This is a genomic window from Salibaculum halophilum (assembly GCF_002094885.1).
Lineage (GTDB): Bacteria > Pseudomonadota > Alphaproteobacteria > Rhodobacterales > Rhodobacteraceae > Salibaculum > Salibaculum halophilum.
The window spans coordinates 1-17,618 of sequence record NZ_MSIT01000027.1; the positions used below are offsets into that span (position 1 = coordinate 1).

The following is a 17,618-nucleotide window of genomic DNA, read 5'->3' on the forward strand; positions in this document are numbered from 1 at the left end:
ACGGTGGCTGAGTTCCTGATCTGGCTGGTCGCGGCTCTCGGCGCGGTCGGGGGCGTTGTCCTCGGCCGGGTCTGGGGGCGCGTTGAAGGGGAACGCGCGGGCAAACGGGAGGCCGAACGCGATGCCATGGAAAACAGTAACAAGCGCGTGAAGCGCGGGCGCGCCGCGGTTCGCGATGGCCGCGGCGCTGGCGATCCCGCTGACCGGCTGCGCCGCAACGATGGGAACTGGTGATGAACGATCTAGAGAACAAGGCGCCACGAATTGAGCCGGCTCTCCTTCGCGACCTCATTCACTACGAGCCCGATACTGGCCAGTTGACATGGAAGGCGCGGCGGCCAGCGCATTTCACACATTGCAAACGCGACCCGGCGTGGGTCTGCAGGATCTGGAAGGCCAAGTACGAAGGTCGGCCGGCATTCGGTCTTCGCGAACACGGGTACTTCGCTGGCCGTGTTTTCGGTACGCATGTGTACGCTCATCAAGTGGCGTTCGCGATCATGACGGGGCAATGGCCCGAGGCGCAGATCGACCACGTCAATGGCCGGCGCAGTGACAATCGATGGCGGAACCTGCGCCCTGCCGATCCATCGGAGAATGCGCGAAACACTGCAATATCGCGCAGCAACAGCTCGGGCATCGTTGGCGTGAGCTGGAACAGGGAGAAGCGCCGCTGGTGGGCGTACATCCACCGCGAGAAAGGGCGCCGCCACTTGCTGGGCAGTTTTCGGTCGAAAGCCGACGCGGTGGCCGCGCGGAAAGCTGCGGAGATGCGCTATGGATATCATCAAAATCATGGCCGCCAGCCTGCTTCTTAGCAGTTGCGCGGTCCGTGCCCCGTTGTCCGATGCCGGCTGCGCTTCCTACGCCGAGGCGCGGCTGGCCTGCCCGGCCGCCGAGACCGTTGCGGAGGTGCCGTCTGCATGGGCGGACTGGATCGCCGATCTCGACGACCGCATGACGGGAACCTGCCGATGAAAACCCTCTCACTGGCGTTGCAGGCCCATCTGGACGCGGGCACGACCACGCTCGCCTGGTGCTGGCGGATCACCCGGGCCGACGGCGTCACCTTCGGCTTCACCGACCACGACCGCACGCTGAGCTTCGATGGCACGGAGTTCGAGCCCGAGAGCGGGCTCACGGCGTCCGAAGTCCGCTCAGGATCGGACCTTTCGGTCGATGCACAGGACGCCGAGGGCGTGCTGACCTCGGATCGGATCACCGAGACCGACATCCTCGACGGCCGCTGGGACAACGCCGAGGTCGAGGTCTGGCGGGTCAACTGGGCCGATACCGGGCAGCGCGTGTTGATGCGGCGCGGCGCGATCGGCCAGATCCGGCGCGGGAGGCTCGCCTTCGTGGCGGAGGTCCGCTCGCTTGCCCATGTGCTGGGCCAGGCGGTGGGGCGGACCTTCCAGGCGACCTGCGACGCCGCGCTCGGCGATGCGCGCTGCGGCGTCGATCTGGAGGATCCGACCTTAAAAGGCACAGGCGCGGTGATCGATCTCCTGCGCGACCGCGCCTTCACCGCCTCGGGGCTCGGCGACTTCGAGGCCGGCTGGTTCACCTTCGGCACGCTGGACTGGACGAGCGGCGCAAACGCGGGGCGGCGCACCGAGGTGCTGGGCCATGACATCGCGGACGGCGTGGCGATCCTGACCCTGCTCGAGGCGCCGGTGCGGTCCATCGCCGAGGGTGACGGCTTCACCATCCGCGCGGGTTGCGACAAGCGGATCGAGACCTGCGGGGCGAAGTTCGCGAACACAGCCAATTTCCGTGGCTTCCCTTCTATACCAGGGCAAGATTCGATCCTTCGGTATGCCACGCGCGACGGCGGCCATGATGGAGATGTCCTGTGACGCACATCCCGGGCCAGGGTGAGGCGGATCAGCAGACTGTCCGGGGGACAGTCTGCCCGCCGAACAGCCTGCGCTACGCGACGAAGGACGGCGGCCACGACGGGGGCGTGCTGTGACGCCGGCCGATCCCGAGAGGGTCATCGCGGCGGCGCGGTCGTGGCTCGGCACGCCCTACCACGACCAGGCGACCCTGCGCGGTGTCGGCTGCGACTGCCTCGGGCTGGCACGGGGCGTCTGGCGTGAGGTCGTCGGTCCCGAGCCGTTTCCGATTCCGCCCTACAGCCGCGACTGGGGCGAGACCGGCCCGCGCGAGGTGCTGGCCGACGGTGCGCGCACCATGATGATCGAGATGCCGTCCGCCGAGGCCGGTCCCGGCGCGCTGGTGTTGTTCCGGATGATGCCGCGCGCGATCGCCAAGCATGTCGGGATCCTGACCGGGCCGGACAGCTTTCTCCACGCCTATGAGCGGCTCGGCGTGATCGAGGAACCGCTCACCCCATCCTGGCGGCGGCGCATCGCCTTCGCCTTCCTGTTTCCGCAACGCTGAGACCCCGCATATGGCCACCCTCGTTCTCGGCGCGGCCGGCGCCGCCATCGGCGGCAGCATCGGCGGCGCGATCCTCGGCGTCAGCGCCGCGACCATCGGCGGCTTCGTCGGTTCCACCATCGGATCGGTGGTCGATAGCTGGATCGTCTCCTCGCTCGCACCCACCCAACGCATCGAGGGTCCGCGGCTAGACAGCCTGCGCATCACGTCCTCCACCGAGGGTGCCGTCATCCCGAGGGTCTATGGCCGCACGCGCATGGGCGGCAACGTGATCTGGGCGACCGACTTCCGCGAGGAAACCAGGACCACCACGCAGGGTGGCGGCAAGGGCGGCGGGGGCGGCGGCAAGGTCAAGACGACCGAGTATCTCTACTACGCCTCCTTCGCCGTCGCGCTCTGCGAAGGTCCGATCACCGGGATCGGTCGCATCTGGGCGGACGGCAAGCTGCTCGACACCGCCGGGATCACCTGGCGCTGGTATGCGGGCGACGAAGCCCAGACCGCCGACCCGTTCATCGCGGCCAAGATGGGCGCCGCGAATACGCCGGCCTATCGCGGTACAGCCTACGTGGTCTTCGAGGACCTGCCGCTCGGCAACTACGGCAACCGCCTGCCGCAGCTCTCCTTCGAGGTGTTCCGCCCGCTCGCCGATCCCGACACGGCCGAGGGTCTGACCCGCGCTGTCACGATGATCCCGGCCTCGGGCGAGTTCACCTACGCGACGACCGGCATCCGCAAGGGCAGCGGCGGCGCGCAGACCCCCGAGAACCTGAACGCGCTCTCGGACACTGCCGACATGGTCGTGGCGCTCGACCGGCTGCAGGCCATGGCGCCGAAGGTGGAGAGCGTCAGCCTGGTGGTGGCCTGGTTCGGGAACGACCTCCGCGTGGGCGATTGCGCGATCCGCCCGGGCGTCGAGGTCTCGGCGAAGACCACGAGCCCGCAGACATGGTCCGTCAACGGCGTGAGCCGGTCCGCCGCCCATCTCGTCAGCCGCGACGACCAGGACCGGCCGGTCTATGGCGGCACTCCGGCCGACTTCGCCGTGGTGCAGGCGATCAAGGAGATGAAGGCCCGCGGGCTGCGCGTGACCTTCTATCCCTTCATCGTTATGGACGTGCCGCCCGGCAATAGCCTGCCGAACCCCTATTCCGACAACGCGGCCGGGACGGGCCAGCCCGCGTTCCCGTGGCGCGGTCGGATCACCTGTTCGCCCGCGGCGGGCTATGCCGGCAGCGTCGACAAAACCGCCGCGTCGGCAAGCCAGGTCGCGGCCTTCTTCGGCAACGCCAGCCCATCGGACTTCGGGGTCTCGGGCGAAACCGTCGCCTGGACGGGGAGCGCGGACGATTGGGGCCTGCGCCGCATGGTGCTGCACTACGCCCATCTCTGTGCGGCGGCGGGCGGGGTCGACGCCTTCCTGATCGGGACGGAGATGCGCGGGCTCACCACGATCCGCTCGGGCGCCGGCGCCTATCCGGCGGTGCAGGCCTTCCGCGATCTCGCGGCCGGCGTGCGCTCAATCCTCGGCGCGGGCACGGCGATCAGCTACGCCGCCGACTGGTCGGAATACTTCGGGCACCAGCCGGGCGATGGCTCGGGCGACGTCTTCTTCCACCTCGACCCGCTCTGGGCCGATCCGGAGATCGATTTCGTCGGCATCGACAACTACATGCCGCTGTCGGACTGGCGGAACGGCTTCGAGCATGCCGATGCGCAGGAGGGCTGGCCCGCCATCTACGACCGGGCTTACCTGCAGGCGAACATCGCGGGCGGCGAAGGCTTCGACTTGTTCTATGCCAACGCGGCGGATCGCTCCGCGCAGGTCCGCACCCCGATCACGGACGGGGCCGACGGCAAGCCCTGGGTCTTCCGCTACAAGGATCTGCGCGCGTGGTGGTCGAACGTGCATTACAACCGCCCGGGCGGGGTGGAGAGTGGGACGCCGACGGCGTGGACGCCACAGTCCAAACCGATCTGGTTCACCGAGCTCGGCTGTCCGGCCATTGACCGGGGCACGAACCAGCCGAACGTCTTCTTCGACCCGAAGTCATCAGAGAGCTTCGTCCCCTACTTCTCCCGCGGCTGGCGGGACGACGCGATCCAGCGGGCGTATCTGGAGGCGACGTATCTCTGGTGGAGCGAAGCCGCGAACAACCCGCTGTCCTCGGTCTACGGCGGGCGCATGGTCCATGTCCCCGAATGCGCCGCCTGGACCTGGGACGCACGGCCGTATCCGTTCTTCCCGGCGCTCACGGATGTCTGGACGGACGGAGCGAACTGGCGACTTGGCCACTGGCTGACCGGACGGCTCGGCGCGGTGTCGCTGGCGGCGCTCGTGCGGCACCTCTGCCTGCGCGCCGGGCTGCCCGAGTCCCGGATCGACGTCACCGGCCTCTGGGGTGCGGTCGAGGGCTATGCCATCACCGCTCTGGAGAGCCCGCGCGCCTCGATCACCACGCTGGCCCGGCACTTCGGCTTCGACGCGGTGGAGACGGAGGGGGTGATCCGCTTCGTCATGCGGGGGCGCGCAGCGGTTGCCAGTGTAACGCACGACGATCTTGTTGCGGCTCGCGAGGGTGACGTTCTGGAACTCACGCGTGCGCAGGAAACCGAACTGCCGCAGGCGCTCAAATGGCAGGTCGCCCGCGCCGATGAGGATTATGACGCCGCCCTCGTCGAGGCCCGGCGCATCACCGTCGACACCACGCGGATTGCCTCGGAGTCCTTCCCCATGGCGGTGCCGCCCGAGGAAGCGGAGCGTCGCTGCCGCCACGCTCTGATGGAAGCCTGGACCGGCCGCGAGAGCGCGGTCTTCCGACTGCCACCGTCGCGCCTCGCGCTCGACCCGGCCGATGTCGTGTCGTTTGCCCATGACGGCCGCGCCACCCCGCTGCGGCTCGTCTCGATCGCCGATGCAGAGGCACGTGGCGTCGAGGCCGTTCGCCAAGATCGCGAGGCCTACGACCTGCCGCCGGGAGCCCCGCGGCCCTCGGCGCTGTCGCAGGCGGTGGTCTTCGGCGCGCCCGAGCCGGTGATCCTAGACCTGCCGCAGCTGACCGAGGACCAGCCCGCGCATCGGCCCTTCGCCGCGGCGCATGCCGTGCCGTGGCCGGGCGAGATCGCTGTATTCCGCAGCCCCTCGACGGACGGGTTCGAGTTGCTGACCACGTTCGGCAGTCGCGCCCGGATCGGCGCGCTGGTCTCGGACTTCTACGCGGGGCCGACGTCGCGTTTTGATCTCGGCAACGTCCTGGTGGTCGATCTGCTCTCGGGCACGTTGGAGCGCGTCACCGACCTGACCCTCTTCGGCGGCGCGAACGCGCTGGCCATCGAGACCGCGCCGGGAGTGTGGGAGATCGTCCAGGCGGGCGCGGCCGAACTGCTCGCCCCCGGCAGGTATCGGCTGACTCGGCTCCTGCGTGGCCAGCGCGGCACGGAGGGAGCCATGTGCAATCCGACGCCCGCTGGTGCGCGGGTGGTGGTGCTCGACGACAGCCTCGCAACGCTGCCGATCGCCGAGGCCGACCTTGGGATCCCGTGGAACTGGCGCATCGGCCCGGCGAGCCGCCCGGTCGGTGACGAGACCTACGTCGGCACGAGCTTCACGCCCGAAGGTGTGGGACTGCGGCCGTTCTCCGTCGCCCATGTCGAGCAGCCGTGGCGCAGGCCGCGCACGCCCGGCGATCTGACGATCCGCTGGACGCGCCGGTCCCGCGCGCTGGCGGCCGACAGCTGGGGCGGGCTCGAGGTGCCGCTCGGCGAGGAGATCGAGGCCTACGAGGTCGAGATCGTCGACGGCGCCACCGTGAAGCGGGTGCTCAGCACGACCACGACCAGCGCGCTCTACACCGCCGCCCAGCAGACCGCCGACTGGGGCGGGCCGCTCGGCCCCGGCGACACGCTCGACATCTGCATCTACCAGCTCTCCGCCCTAATCGGGCGGGGCGCGCCCAAGGCTGCGACGCTGATACTCTGAAGGCCATCCCATGTCCGACGCCACGACCCATCTCCTGCTGCCGTACATCCTCGCGGCGCAGGCCCAGAAGCACGTCACCCACAACGAGGCGCTGCAGATCCTTGACGGGCTCGTTCAGCTTTCCGTCCTCGATCGCGACCTGACCGCGCCGCCCGGCAGCCCTGCCGATGGCGACCGCTATATCGTCGGCTCGGGTGCGACGGGCGACTGGGCGGGCTGGGACCTGAACGTCGCGCTCTGGACCGATGGCGCATGGCTGCGCCTGCCGCCACGGACCGGCTGGCGGGCGTGGGTCGAGGACGAGGGCCTGCTGCTGGGCTACAACGGCGCCGGCTGGGTCGGGACCACCCCGGACGCACTGCAGAACATGGCCCTGCTGGGGATCGGCACGACGGCGGATGCCTCGAACCCGTTCTCGGCCAAGCTCAATGCCGCGCTCTGGACCGCGAAGACCGTGGCCGAGTGCGGCACCGGCGATCTGTTCTACACCATGAACAAGGAGGCCGCGGGCGACGATCTCGGTCTGACACTCCAGACCAACTTTGTCACCAAGGCGCTGGTGGGGCTTTTCGGCTCCGACCGCTTCCGCCTCGCGGTCTCTGCCGACGGCAGCACGTTCTTCGACGGGCTGAGCGTCGACAACGCCACTGGCATCGTCGATCAGCCCCGGCTGCCGCGGTTCAAGGCGTACACGAACTACGACAACTATGTCGGCGTCGGAACCTGGACGAAGATCGGCCTCAACAACACCGACTACAACGATCAGGGCGCCTTCGACGCCGCGAACAACCACTTCGTGGCCCCGGTGGACGGCACCTACCTCTTCGGCGCGACGCTGCTCTACAAGGTCAACGCCAGCACGTCCGCGCGGATGAGCGGGCGGCTCGTGCTGAACGACACGACCGAGATCCGGGGATCGCGCGGCGAGATCAGCGGGGCGCATGTCTCGGAGGCGACGGCGCTCTGGCTTCAGACGATGATCCCGCTCACCGCCGGCGACACCGTCGAGCTGCAAGGCAACTTCCGCGCCGCCGACGGCTATTTCGCGGCCGACCAGACGTCCTTCTGGGGCGCGAAGATCGGCTGAGGATTGGTGCGAACGACTGTCAAGTTCCTGCCTGAAGTAAAGCAGCAATGTCTGCGGCTGATACCTCTGACGCAGGCTTATGTATTGTTCTCCGCATCTCACGGAAGTCGAGCAAGACGATCCTGACTTCAGTTGCCGGTCCCTCGCAGCCAGGGTCGGTGCATATCGTTTGACGGACCGACACGAGGCACTGCAAGCCATTTCCCAGGCTGTCTCGAACGAGGCGTTTGACGCGTTGGGTATGCCAAAGCGTCTCGGCTGTCTGCCGCCATGTACTTCCCTGCATCATCGCCGTTTCCCGAGCGTGACGGGGCTTTCGGCAGCAGCGACGGTGCCCAACCCGTCCGCGCGTTTCCCCTCGAGACGAAGAGTCGGCGAGAATTCATCCAGTATCGGATCGTCGCGGTGCACTGCGACGGATGTGAGGCCGAACGCGCCCATCCTGGAAAGAAGGCAATGTGACGGGGTCTGACGCGTCTGGATGTCTTTGGTCATGTCGCCACGATGCGTGAGAAAGCGAAACCTCCCACATGATGTGATCAAGAGAGCGTCAACCCCGTGTGGCGCGGCGTCCAATACTTCGCTGACCACGGTCACTTCGGGCTTGCCGTGACGAAGGCGCCAGAAAAACCCGGACGTGACGCTTGCTGCGTCTGCAGCACCGGGTCCGGTCGTCAGGTCGACGCCTGCGCTGCGCAAGACCCGAAAGCCACCACCGTTGACGCGGGGATCCGGATCCTGAAGCGCGCACACGACGCGCGCAATCCCGGCTTTGATGATTGCGCCGGCGCAGGGCGGGGTCTTGCCCCAGTGGCAGCAAGGCTCCAGCGTGACGTAGAGCGTGGCGCCCCTTGCGGCGGCTCCGGCCCGGTCAAGCGCCACCCTTTCGGCGTGCGGCCGTCCTCCCGGCCGCGTGGCGCCTTCTGCGATGATAAGACCGTCCCTCACGATGACGCAGCCGACCGGCGGGTTTGGCCAGACATGACCGCGTATCTGCATGGCCAGTGTGAGCGCATGCTGCATCCAGCGATGATCTTCAAAGCTTCGTGGGGTTGGGGGCATCGCCGTACACGTCGTTCGGATCGAAGATCTTCCTTGCCTCCAGCAGTCTGAGAGGCTCGCCGGCATTCTGTCCTGTCGGGACAGCGCGGTAGAAGCAGGACCGATAACCGACATGGCAGGACGCCCCTGAACCGGCGACCTCGACACGGAGCCAGAGCGCGTCCTGGTCGTCGTCGATCCGCGCCTCGATCACCTGCTGCACAAGGCCGGATGTTGCGCCCTTGCGCCAGATGGCCTTGCGCGCACGGCTGAAGTAATGCGCCTGCGCCGTTTCGATCGTCAGCCGGAGCGCCTCGACGTTCATCCAGCCGAGCATCAGTACCTCGCCGGTGCGTGCATCACTGGTGATGCACGGCAAAAGCCCGTCGGGACCAAACTTCGGGGCGAGTTCTTCGCCTTCTTCGACCTGCTCAACAGTACGCCTCGGCTTAAATTCGATTGCCATCATGGACACCCTCTTGTTGAATAGTATATTATAACGTACCACTATAGACGCTGCGAGACGGCAATGCAAAGAAAGAGGTGTGGCCGTGGAGAGCCATGACGATCGGGTGCCCGTGACCCTGCTCACCGGGTTTCTGGGCGCCGGGAAGACGACGCTGTTGAGCCACCTGATCCGCGATCCGGAGGCGGGGCGGATCGCGGTGGTCATGAACGAGTTCGGGGATGTCGGCCTTGATCATGACCTGATCGAAGCGGCGACCGAAGAAACCGTGCTGATGCAGTCGGGCTGTCTCTGCTGCTCGATCCGCGGCGATCTGGCGAAAACCATGGCCTCGCTCATGGCGCGCCGCAAACGCGGAGAGCTGGCGTTTGATCGCGTGGTGATCGAGACCACCGGGATCGCCGATCCGGGGCCGATCCATCACACGCTGATCGTCGATGACCTGATCGCGCCGCATTACCGGATGGACGGGATCGTGACGCTGGTCGATGCCGCCAACGGCCCGCGCACGCTTGATGCGCAGTTCGAGGCGGTCAACCAGGTGGCGATGGCCGATCTGCTGGTCATCACCAAGGCTGATCTGGTCACCAGCCCGGAGCTCGCGCGCTTCAAGGCGCGGCTGCACGGGATCAACAGCACCGCACGGCATTTGTTTGCGGATCACGGACAGATCGCTCCTGGACGACTCTTCAACCTGACGGCCATGCGCGAGAGCGTAACGCCCGATGCGGTGTCGGACTGGCTGGGCGCGTCCAGCCCCGCCCCTGACCAACTGGCGGGCCTTTCTGACCTTGCGCCCAAGGCGACCGCCGCAAAGCCCCTGACCATCGGGGGGTCTCATGACTACCACGACAGCCGCATCGGGTCGGCCTCCATCGAGGTGGCCGAGGCGATCCCGGCTGACGTTTTCGACTTATGGCTCGATACCCTGATCGCGCTCAAGGGCCCGGACATCCTCCGTATGAAGGGCATCGTGCACGTGGAAGGTATCGAGTGGCCGTTCGTGTTTCACGGGGTGCAACACATCTTCGACGCACCCGTGCCGCTGAAATCATGGTCGGGCACGGACACCGCAAGCCGTGTCGTGGTGATCGCGCGCGACATCGACAAGGGCGATCTGAAAGCCAGCCTCGAGACGCTTCGCATGCAGCCGCAGCAGGCGCGCACGGACGGGATGATGGTCCACAGCACAGAGATGCCGTTTTAGACAATGCTGCGTCTGTTCAACTCCATGGGGCGCAAGCTCGAGGCGGTCACGCCGCGCGACCCCAACCACGTGCGGATGTATGTTTGCGGGCCGACGGTCTATTCCTATGCCCATATCGGCAATGCGCGGCCCGCCGTTATTTTCGACGTGCTGGCGCGCCGCTTGCGCGCTCTTTTCCCGCGCGTAACTTATGCGCGCAACATCACCGATATAGATGACAAGATCATTGCCGCGGCGGCGGCGGATTGCATCAGCTGTGATGCTGTCGCCGCGCGGTTCACCGGGGCCTACCACGAAGATCTGGCCGCTCTCGGTGTCGCGCCACCGGATATCGAGCCGCACGCGACCGATCACATCCCGCAGATGATCAAGATGATCGAGGAATTGATTGAAAGGGATCATGCTTATGCTGCGGAGGGGCATGTCCTGTTCCACATTCCCAGTTGCCCCACCTACGGGCGGCTCTCGGGCGCCAACCCGGACGAATTGCTTGCGGGGGCGCGGGTCGAGGTGGCGCCGTGGAAACGCGATCCGCGCGACTTCGTGCTCTGGAAGCCCTCTGACGCGGGACAGCCCGGATGGGACAGCCCTTGGGGGCGCGGGCGGCCGGGGTGGCACATCGAGTGCTCCGCCATGATCCGGGCGCATCTGGGCGAGGGCATCGACATCCACGGCGGTGGGATCGACCTGCGCTTTCCCCATCACGAGAACGAGATCGCGCAAGGCACCGACGCGCGGTTCTGGGTTCATAACGGGCATGTCACTGTATCCGGCGCCAAGATGTCGAAGTCGCTCGGCAATGTTCTCTTGGTGCGGGATCTTCTGTCGGAATTGCCGGGCGAGGCGATCCGCTACGCGCTTCTGTCCGCCCATTACCGTCAACCGCTTGACTGGACGCCCGAGACACCGCGTGCGGCCCGCGCCGCGCTCGATCGTCTCTACGGCGCGCTGCGCGACCAGCCGCAGGCGGAGGCGCGGGCCGAGGATATGGCGCCGGTACTTGCCGCGCTCGACGATGACCTGAACACGCCCGGCGCGCTGGCGGCCCTGCATGGTCTCGCAGCACGGGTGCATTCAACCGCCGATCCAGGCCGTCGCGCCGAGCTTGCAGCGGCCTTGCGGGAGTCGGGGGCCTTCATGGGCCTGTTGCAGCAGGACGCGCGGGCTTGGGCGCAGTCGGGCGCGGGCGACGCCGACCGGATCGAGGCCCTGGTCACGGCGCGTCAGCAGGCCCGCGCCTCGAAGGACTGGGCGCGCGCCGATGCTTTGCGGGCCGATCTCTCGGCCCTTGGCGTCGAGGTGGAGGACGCGGGTGGCGCGACCCGCTGGCGGGTGCGCGCATGAGGGCGGTGCTCATCTGGCTGCTGATCCTGCCTATCCGGGCCTATCGGCTGCTGCTGTCGCCGTGGCTTGGCAATGCCTGCCGGTTTCAACCGAGTTGTTCCACCTACGCCATCGAGGCGCTGGAAACCCACGGCCCTCTGCGGGGCCTGTGGCTGACCCTCAACCGCCTCGCACGTTGCAATCCCTGGGGTGGGTCCGGCTACGACCCGGTTCCCCCCGCCAGATCGAGAAAGACCAAGCCTTGATCCATGTCCGTTTGCACGACGGGGCCACCCGTGCCCTGACCCCTGCCAGCACTGCCGCCGATCTTGCGTCGGCCATCAGCCCGAGCCTTGCCAAGCGCACGGTCGCGGCGGTCGTGGACGGGCAGTTGGCCGATCTGATCGCCCCCTTGCCGGACGGGGCCGCGGTCGAGCTTCTGCCGCGCGACGACCCTCGCGCGCTGGAATTGATCCGTCACGACCTCGCCCATGTTCTGGCCGAGGCGGTGCAAACCCTTTGGCCCGGCACGAAGGCCGCGATCGGCCCGGCCATCGAGCACGGATTCTACTACGATTTCGAGCGTGACACGCCGTTCACCCCCGAAGATCTGCCCGTGATCGAGAAGAAGATGCGCGAGATCATCGCCGCGCGCAGGCCCTTCACACGCGAAGTCTGGTCGCGTGATGAAGCCCGCGCCCATTTCGAAGCGGCGGGTGAGACCTGGAAGCTCGAACTGCTCGACGCGATCCCCGAGGGTGAGCCGGTCACGATCTACCGCCAGGGCGACTGGCGCGACCTTTGCCGCGGCCCGCACATGCGCCACACCGGCGATGCCGGTACCGCCTTTAAGCTGACCCACGTGGCCGGTGCCTATTGGCGCGGTGACGCGACTAACCCGATGCTGAGCCGCATCTATGGCGTCGCCTTCGCCGATCAGGCCGCGCTCGATGCCCATTTGACCATGTTGGCCGAGGCGGAAAAGCGGGATCACCGGCGACTTGGCCGCGAGATGGACCTGTTCCATTTCGAAGAGGTCGCGCCGGGGTCGGTCTTCTGGCATCCGCGCGGCTGGCGGCTGTTCCAGACACTGATCGGCTACATGCGCACCCGCCAGGAAGAGGCCGGGTATGTCGAGGTCAACTCCCCCGACATCATGGACCGCGCGCTGTGGGAGACCTCCGGGCATTGGCAGAACTATCGCGCCAACATGTTCCTTGCGCAAACAGAGGACGATCGCGACTACGCGCTCAAGCCGATGAACTGCTCCGGTCACATGTTGATCTACGGCCAGGGCACGAAAAGCTACCGCGATCTGCCGTTGAAACTGGCGGAGTTCGGCAAGGTGCATCGCTACGAGCCGTCCGGCGCCCTGCATGGTCTCCTCCGCGTGCGCAGCTTCACGCAGGACGACGCGCATATCTACTGCACGCCAGAGCAGCTCACCGAAGAATGCCTGAAGGTCAACGACCTGGTGCTGTCGATCTATCGGGATTTCGGGTTCGACGATGTGCGCATCAAGCTTTCGACGCGTCCCGAAAGCCGGATCGGCAGCGATGAAAGCTGGACCGTGCCGAGAACGCGCTGCGCACGGCGCTGGAGAGTGCGGGCCACGCCTACACGTTGTTCGAGGGCGAGGGCGCCTTTTACGGGCCGAAGCTCGAATATGTCTTGCGCGACGCCATCGGGCGCGACTGGCAGTGCGGCACGTTGCAGGTGGATTTCAACCTGCCGGAGCGTTTTGGGTCGACCTATGTCGCGCCCTCGGGCGAGAAGCTCCCGCCTGTCATGCTGCACCGGGCGCTCTTCGGCTCGCTCGAGCGGTTCACCGGCATCCTGATCGAGCACCACGCCGGCCATCTTCCGCTCTGGCTGGCCTCGGTGCAGGTCGTCGTGGCGACCATCACGGGCGCGGCGGATCTCTGGGCGGCCGATGTCGCGGAAACCCTGCGCGAAGCCGGGCTGCGCGTCGAGACGGACCTGCGCAACGAGAAGATCGGCTACAAGGTGCGCGAGCACGCGCTGAAAAAAGTGCCGGTCCAGATCGCCCTCGGCGCGCGCGAGGCGGACGAGGAGACCGTCACCCTTCGCCGCCACGGTGCCCCCGAGACCCAGACCATGCCCTTGTCCCAGGTTGTCCAGGCCCTGGTGCAGGAAGCCGAAGCGCCCGGGGGTGCATGATGGACAGGCGGCCGCTTCCAACCCTGTCGATTTGTCTGAGGTGCCGCGACGGGCGTGAAACAGCGCATGGGGACATGCGAGGCGGCGCACGGTTGGCCGAGGCCGTTTGCGGCCTCGTGATGCGGCACGGCTGCGATGCGGATCCGCGCGGCGTGCGCTGCATGAGCCAGTGCAAGCGGTCTTGTGTCGTGTCGCTGACCGCGCCCGGCGCCTTCACCTATGTCTTCGGTGATCTCGACCCCGAGGCGCCCGACCATGCGCAGGCCATTCTCGACCTGATCCCGCTTTATCGCAGCGCGCCCGAGGGGTTTCTGGCCCGCGATGCGCGGCCCGCTCCGCTGCGTGCGTCCGTTCTCGGACGATTGCCGCCCATCGGCACGCACAGCACGCTTGTGACGGATCTGCGCGCGCCTGCACCCTCAGGAGCCCGCCGATGAGTTGTCCCGATCCCGCGCCCGCCGCCCTCGAACTCGACGCCGTGAGCTGGGGCGACGGCATCCTGCGCCCGGTGAGCGTCAAGGTGCAACCCGGCCGAGTCCTCGGGGTTCTCGGCCCGAACGGCGCCGGCAAATCGACGTTGCTGCGGCTTGTCTACCGCTATCACAGGCCGCGCACCGGGCGCGTCCTGATCGACGGCGCGGATATCCACGCCATGCCGCAGCGGCACGTGGCCCGTCGCGTCGCCGCCGTCCTGCAGGAACAGCCCACCGACTTCTCCCTGACCGTGGCGGAGATCGTCGCACTTGGCCGTGCGCCGCATCGGCAGGGGGTCTCCGGCCTGTCGGACCGCGATCACCACCTTGTTGCGCATGCGCTTGACCGGCTGGATCTCCACGGCCTTTCGCATCGCACGATGGGCGCCCTGTCGGGCGGCGAGCGGCAGCGCGTCATGGTCGCCCGCGCGCTCGCGCAGGAGCCGGCGCTGGTCGTGCTCGACGAGCCGACGAACCACCTCGACATCCGGCACCAGTTGCAGGTGCTGCGGCTCGTGCGGGGCCTCGGGATCACGGTCGTCGCGTCGCTGCATGATTTGAACCTGGTGCACGGCTTCGCCGACGATCTGCTGGTGCTCGAGAACGGGCACCCGCCCGCCGCCGGCGCCACGGCCGATGTACTGACCCCCGACCTGATCGCCCGCGCCTTCGGTGTGCGGGCCGTTCCGCGCGGCCCGGCGCGGTTCGATTTCGCTCTTTTCGACGATGCACAAATGGAGCTAGCAGAATGAAACATCTTCCCATGGCGTTCACCGCGCTCACAGTTCTGGCCGGGGTGTCACCGGCCATCGCACACCCGGTGACCGTGCAAAGCTGCGATCGCGAGGTGACGTTCGACGCGCCGCCGGAACGGGCGGCCTCCAACGACGTGAACCTGACCGAGATGATGCTCGTGCTCGGCCTGACCGACCGCATGGTCGGCTACACCGGGATCTCGGGCTGGAACAAGCTGGACGAAGACATGCGCGCGGGCGTCGCCGAACTGCCCGAACTGTCGGAGCGCTACCCGTCGCGCGAGGTGCTGATCGGGGCCGATCTGGACTTCTGGTTTGCCGGCTGGAACTACGGCATGCGCGTCGGGGGGGGGAAGTGACGCCGGACACGCTCGCCCCCTTTGGCATCGATGTCTACGAGCTGACCGAAAGCTGCATCCACATCATGGACCGCGAGACCATCGCGATCGACGACATGTTCACCGATATCCGCAATCTCAGCACGATCTTCGGCGTGGAAGGCCGGGCCAAGACGCTGATCGCTGGCTGGCAGGCCGAGCTTGACGAGATCGCCGAAACGATCCCCGAGGGCGATCCGCTGCGCGTCTTCGTCTATGACAGCGGCGAGGACACGCCCTTCACGGCCGGGCGCTATGCCATGCCCACGGCGATGATCGAGGCCGCGGGCGGGCGCAACATCATGGACGACGTGGACAGCAGCTGGACCCGCGTGGCCTGGGAGCCGGTGGTGGAACGCGACCCCGAGGTCATCGTGATCGTCAACTATGGAGAGGTCACGGCGGAAGAGAAGATCGATTTCATGCGGTCGAACCCCGCCTTCGCCGAAATCGACGCGGTGGTGAATGATCGTTTCGTGGTGCTCGAATACGTGGAGGCGACGCCGGGGCCGCGCAATATCCGCGCCATCCGCACCTTGGCCTCCGCCTTCCACGCGGAGTGATCGCCCATGCGCATCGGCCCGGAGTCTGAAAGCGCCGCTCCGGCGCTCGCCGAACAGACACGCCTGTCGACGCTCAAGCGGCCAGTGCGTGCGGCGGGGTGGCTCACCGGGTGCGCGGCGCTGGTGCTGTCGATCTCGGCAGCGATCAGCCTCGGCGCGGTGGCGATTCCGCTGGGCACGGTCTGGGGTGTCCTGTTGGACCGCGCCGCACCGGGACTGATCGAGCCCGGCTGGTCGGCCGGGCGAGCGGCGATCGTCTGGGATATCCGGCTGCCGCGCGCGCTGCTCGCGGCGCTGGTGGGCGCGGGGCTGGCGCTGGTGGGGGCCGTGCTGCAATCGGTCACGCGCAACCCGCTGGCCGATCCGCATCTGCTGGGCATATCCTCCGGCGGGGCCTTCGGCGCCATTCTCGCGCTGTTGCACACGGGGCTGTTCCTCGGGCCGGCCACGGTGCCGACAATGGCCTTTCTGGGCGCGCTCTGCGCCACCGGGATCGTGCTGACGCTGGCCAGTTTCGCCAACGCCACCAGCGCCGACCGCCTGGTGCTGACCGGGGTCGCCGTCTCGTTCATCGTGATGTCGCTGGCCAATGCCCTGATCTTTCTGGGCGACCCGCGCGCCTCGCATACGGTTGTCTTCTGGATGCTGGGCGGCCTTGGGCTTGCGCAGTGGTCCTATCTGCTGTTTCCCGCGGTGGTCCTGCTGGGGGCAGGCGCTTGGCTGCGAAGTGTCGCGCCGAGCCTGAACGCCATGACCATCGGCGACGAAAGCGCCGCGACGCTGGGCATCCCGGTGGCGCGCTTCCGGCTTGCCGTCTTCGTGGCGGGTGCGCTGGTGACCGGCGTCATGGTCGCCTATTCCGGCGTGATCGGTTTCGTCGGTCTGATGATCCCGCATATCGTGCGGCTGATGGTGGGGGGAGATGCAGCGCGCGTGGTGCCTGTGTCCATGCTCGCAGGCGCGATCTTTCTCATCTGGGCCGACATCGCCGCGCGCACGCTGATGCGGCCGGAGGATATTCCCGTCGACGTCATCACGGGGCTGGTCGGCGGGGCCTTCTTCATCTGGCTGCTGCGGCATCGCTCCGGCCGGATGTGAGGGTCGCTCACGCGCGGGACCCCGCCTCGAGCTGTGGCGCGTGCCATGCAGGTGGCGCCACATCCGGGTAGCGCGATGCCAGATCAGCCCTGATCGCCGCCTTGTAATTTGTTACGTTATACTATATCTATCTATTACGAACCGGTATGGAGGCCGTCATGGGCAAGCGCGGTGAGAAGATGCAGGCGGACGTGCTGGCGGTTCTGCGCCGCCGGGGCGGTCCGCTGTCTGCCTACGAGGTGCTGGGCGCGCTGCGCGAGCGCCATCCCAAGATCGCGCCGCCCACGATCTACCGCGCCCTCGCGGCCCTGACAGAGCGCGGGCGCGTGCACCGGCTCGAATCGATGAATGCCTTCATCGCTTGCCAGTGTGACCGTCACATGCAGGCCTCGATCCTCTCGATCTGCGACGATTGCGGGACGGTGGAGGAGAGCGTCGCCCCCGATCTGCTCGAAGAACTGTCCAGCGTGGCCGGCAAGTCCGGCTTCCGGCCCGCGCGGCACGTGATCGAGATCCATGGGCTTTGCGCGTCCTGCGGCGCGGGACAGGTGCCGGCATGACGTCGTGGCGACCCACCCTTCGCCTGCTGCTGCTCGGCGCCGGTCCCAGGCTGGCCGGTGCGGCCGCGATCGTGGCGCTGCTGTGGCTCGGCTTTGTCTGGG

The 17,618-nt window shown here is 67.4% G+C and carries 16 protein-coding genes and 2 pseudogenes; 16 read left to right on the top strand and 2 right to left on the bottom strand.

The genetic code is table 11. From position 1 onward, the window contains the following. The 7 genes from BU124_RS14855 to BU124_RS12695 all read left to right on the top strand — a co-directional run. Nucleotides 1-234 (top strand): hypothetical protein (locus BU124_RS14855; RefSeq protein ID WP_179141922.1); only part of this gene is annotated, 234 nt, incomplete at its 5' end. Beyond that, nucleotides 234-818, top strand: a complete 585-nt coding sequence (locus BU124_RS12675; protein ID WP_084863951.1) for an HNH endonuclease signature motif containing protein — start codon at nucleotides 234-236, stop codon at nucleotides 816-818. The genes BU124_RS14855 and BU124_RS12675, both read left to right, overlap by 1 nt. Then, a complete protein-coding gene (locus tag BU124_RS14620) occupies nucleotides 778-978 on the top strand; it encodes a hypothetical protein (RefSeq protein ID WP_143529987.1) in 201 nt (66 codons plus the stop codon). The genes BU124_RS12675 and BU124_RS14620 overlap by 41 nt, the downstream gene beginning before the upstream one ends. Next, nucleotides 975-1,859, top strand: a complete 885-nt coding sequence (locus BU124_RS12680) for a DUF2163 domain-containing protein (protein ID WP_084863952.1) — start codon at nucleotides 975-977, stop codon at nucleotides 1,857-1,859. The genes BU124_RS14620 and BU124_RS12680 overlap by 4 nt, the downstream gene beginning before the upstream one ends. A gap of 112 nt (nucleotides 1,860-1,971) precedes the next feature. After that, nucleotides 1,972-2,406, top strand: coding sequence for an NlpC/P60 family protein (locus BU124_RS12685; protein WP_084863953.1), 435 nt, complete (start codon nucleotides 1,972-1,974; stop codon nucleotides 2,404-2,406). Between the two features lie 10 nt (nucleotides 2,407-2,416). After that, complete coding sequence (locus BU124_RS12690) at nucleotides 2,417-6,385, top strand: baseplate multidomain protein megatron (protein WP_084863954.1); 3,969 nt, start codon at nucleotides 2,417-2,419, stop codon at nucleotides 6,383-6,385. Between the two features lie 10 nt (nucleotides 6,386-6,395). Then, nucleotides 6,396-7,472 carry a DUF2793 domain-containing protein gene (locus BU124_RS12695; RefSeq protein WP_084863955.1) on the top strand — a complete coding sequence of 359 codons (1,077 nt, stop codon included), beginning with the start codon at nucleotides 6,396-6,398 and terminating at the stop codon, nucleotides 7,470-7,472. Between the two features lie 285 nt (nucleotides 7,473-7,757). Here the strand turns inward: BU124_RS12695 and ribD are convergent, their stop codons facing one another. Together ribD and hisI are read right to left on the bottom strand one after the other, a co-directional pair. Next, a complete protein-coding gene (gene ribD, locus BU124_RS12700; RefSeq protein WP_084863956.1) occupies nucleotides 7,758-8,495 on the bottom strand; it encodes a bifunctional diaminohydroxyphosphoribosylaminopyrimidine deaminase/5-amino-6-(5-phosphoribosylamino)uracil reductase RibD in 738 nt (245 codons plus the stop codon). Between the two features lie 13 nt (nucleotides 8,496-8,508). Beyond that, on the bottom strand, nucleotides 8,509-8,982 hold the full coding sequence (gene hisI, locus BU124_RS12705; protein ID WP_084863957.1) for a phosphoribosyl-AMP cyclohydrolase: 474 nt from the start codon (nucleotides 8,980-8,982) through the stop codon (nucleotides 8,509-8,511). 82 nt (nucleotides 8,983-9,064) lie between these two features. On the opposite strand from hisI, the gene BU124_RS12710 reads away from it, so the two are divergent. The 9 genes and pseudogenes from BU124_RS12710 (at nucleotide 9,065) to BU124_RS12750 (ending at nucleotide 17,516) form a co-directional block, all read left to right on the top strand. Next, nucleotides 9,065-10,186: a CobW family GTP-binding protein gene (locus BU124_RS12710; protein WP_143529988.1), complete on the top strand. Its 1,122-nt coding sequence runs from the start codon at nucleotides 9,065-9,067 to the stop codon at nucleotides 10,184-10,186. Nucleotides 10,187-10,189: 3 nt separating this feature from the next. Continuing rightward, on the top strand, nucleotides 10,190-11,530 hold the full coding sequence (cysS, locus tag BU124_RS12715) for a cysteine--tRNA ligase (RefSeq protein ID WP_143529989.1): 1,341 nt from the start codon (nucleotides 10,190-10,192) through the stop codon (nucleotides 11,528-11,530). Then, nucleotides 11,527-11,775, top strand: a complete 249-nt coding sequence (gene yidD / locus BU124_RS12720) for a membrane protein insertion efficiency factor YidD (RefSeq protein WP_084863958.1) — start codon at nucleotides 11,527-11,529, stop codon at nucleotides 11,773-11,775. Before cysS ends, yidD begins: the two co-directional genes overlap by 4 nt. Beyond that, nucleotides 11,720-13,690 (top strand): annotated as a pseudogene (locus BU124_RS12725) (His/Gly/Thr/Pro-type tRNA ligase C-terminal domain-containing protein). Before yidD ends, BU124_RS12725 begins: the two are co-directional and overlap by 56 nt. Next, complete coding sequence (locus tag BU124_RS12730) at nucleotides 13,690-14,127, top strand: DUF1636 family protein (protein WP_281250903.1); 438 nt, start codon at nucleotides 13,690-13,692, stop codon at nucleotides 14,125-14,127. The pseudogene BU124_RS12725 and the gene BU124_RS12730 overlap by 1 nt, the downstream one beginning before the upstream one ends. After that, nucleotides 14,124-14,915 carry an ABC transporter ATP-binding protein gene (locus BU124_RS12735; protein WP_084863960.1) on the top strand — a complete coding sequence of 264 codons (792 nt, stop codon included), beginning with the start codon at nucleotides 14,124-14,126 and terminating at the stop codon, nucleotides 14,913-14,915. The genes BU124_RS12730 and BU124_RS12735 overlap by 4 nt, the downstream gene beginning before the upstream one ends. 11 nt (nucleotides 14,916-14,926) lie before the next feature. Then, a pseudogene (locus BU124_RS12740) lies at nucleotides 14,927-15,858 on the top strand (ABC transporter substrate-binding protein). 6 nt (nucleotides 15,859-15,864) lie between these two features. Continuing rightward, entirely contained in the window at nucleotides 15,865-16,956 is a 1,092-nt protein-coding gene (locus BU124_RS12745; RefSeq protein WP_084863961.1) for a FecCD family ABC transporter permease, read from the top strand. A 158-nt stretch (nucleotides 16,957-17,114) separates the two neighbouring features. Continuing rightward, nucleotides 17,115-17,516 carry a Fur family transcriptional regulator gene (locus BU124_RS12750; RefSeq protein ID WP_179141923.1) on the top strand — a complete coding sequence of 134 codons (402 nt, stop codon included), beginning with the start codon at nucleotides 17,115-17,117 and terminating at the stop codon, nucleotides 17,514-17,516. The last annotated feature ends 102 nt before the right edge of the window (nucleotides 17,517-17,618 follow it).

What these genes read in the sequence shown, in the direction of transcription:
- BU124_RS12675 (WP_084863951.1), top strand. Translation starts at nt 234, where the DNA reads ATGAACGATCTAGAGAACAAGGCGCCACGAATTGAGCCGGCTCTCCTT.
- BU124_RS14620 (WP_143529987.1), top strand. Translation starts at nt 778, where the DNA reads ATGGATATCATCAAAATCATGGCCGCCAGCCTGCTTCTTAGCAGTTGC.
- BU124_RS12680 (WP_084863952.1), top strand. Translation starts at nt 975, where the DNA reads ATGAAAACCCTCTCACTGGCGTTGCAGGCCCATCTGGACGCGGGCACG.
- BU124_RS12690 (WP_084863954.1), top strand. Translation starts at nt 2,417, where the DNA reads ATGGCCACCCTCGTTCTCGGCGCGGCCGGCGCCGCCATCGGCGGCAGC.
- BU124_RS12695 (WP_084863955.1), top strand. Translation starts at nt 6,396, where the DNA reads ATGTCCGACGCCACGACCCATCTCCTGCTGCCGTACATCCTCGCGGCG.
- ribD (WP_084863956.1), bottom strand. Translation starts at nt 8,495, where the DNA reads ATGCAGCATGCGCTCACACTGGCCATGCAGATACGCGGTCATGTCTGG.
- hisI (WP_084863957.1), bottom strand. Translation starts at nt 8,982, where the DNA reads ATGATGGCAATCGAATTTAAGCCGAGGCGTACTGTTGAGCAGGTCGAA.
- cysS (WP_143529989.1), top strand. Translation starts at nt 10,190, where the DNA reads ATGCTGCGTCTGTTCAACTCCATGGGGCGCAAGCTCGAGGCGGTCACG.
- yidD (WP_084863958.1), top strand. Translation starts at nt 11,527, where the DNA reads ATGAGGGCGGTGCTCATCTGGCTGCTGATCCTGCCTATCCGGGCCTAT.
- BU124_RS12730 (WP_281250903.1), top strand. Translation starts at nt 13,690, where the DNA reads ATGGACAGGCGGCCGCTTCCAACCCTGTCGATTTGTCTGAGGTGCCGC.
- BU124_RS12735 (WP_084863960.1), top strand. Translation starts at nt 14,124, where the DNA reads ATGAGTTGTCCCGATCCCGCGCCCGCCGCCCTCGAACTCGACGCCGTG.
- BU124_RS12745 (WP_084863961.1), top strand. Translation starts at nt 15,865, where the DNA reads ATGCGCATCGGCCCGGAGTCTGAAAGCGCCGCTCCGGCGCTCGCCGAA.
- BU124_RS12750 (WP_179141923.1), top strand. Translation starts at nt 17,115, where the DNA reads ATGGGCAAGCGCGGTGAGAAGATGCAGGCGGACGTGCTGGCGGTTCTG.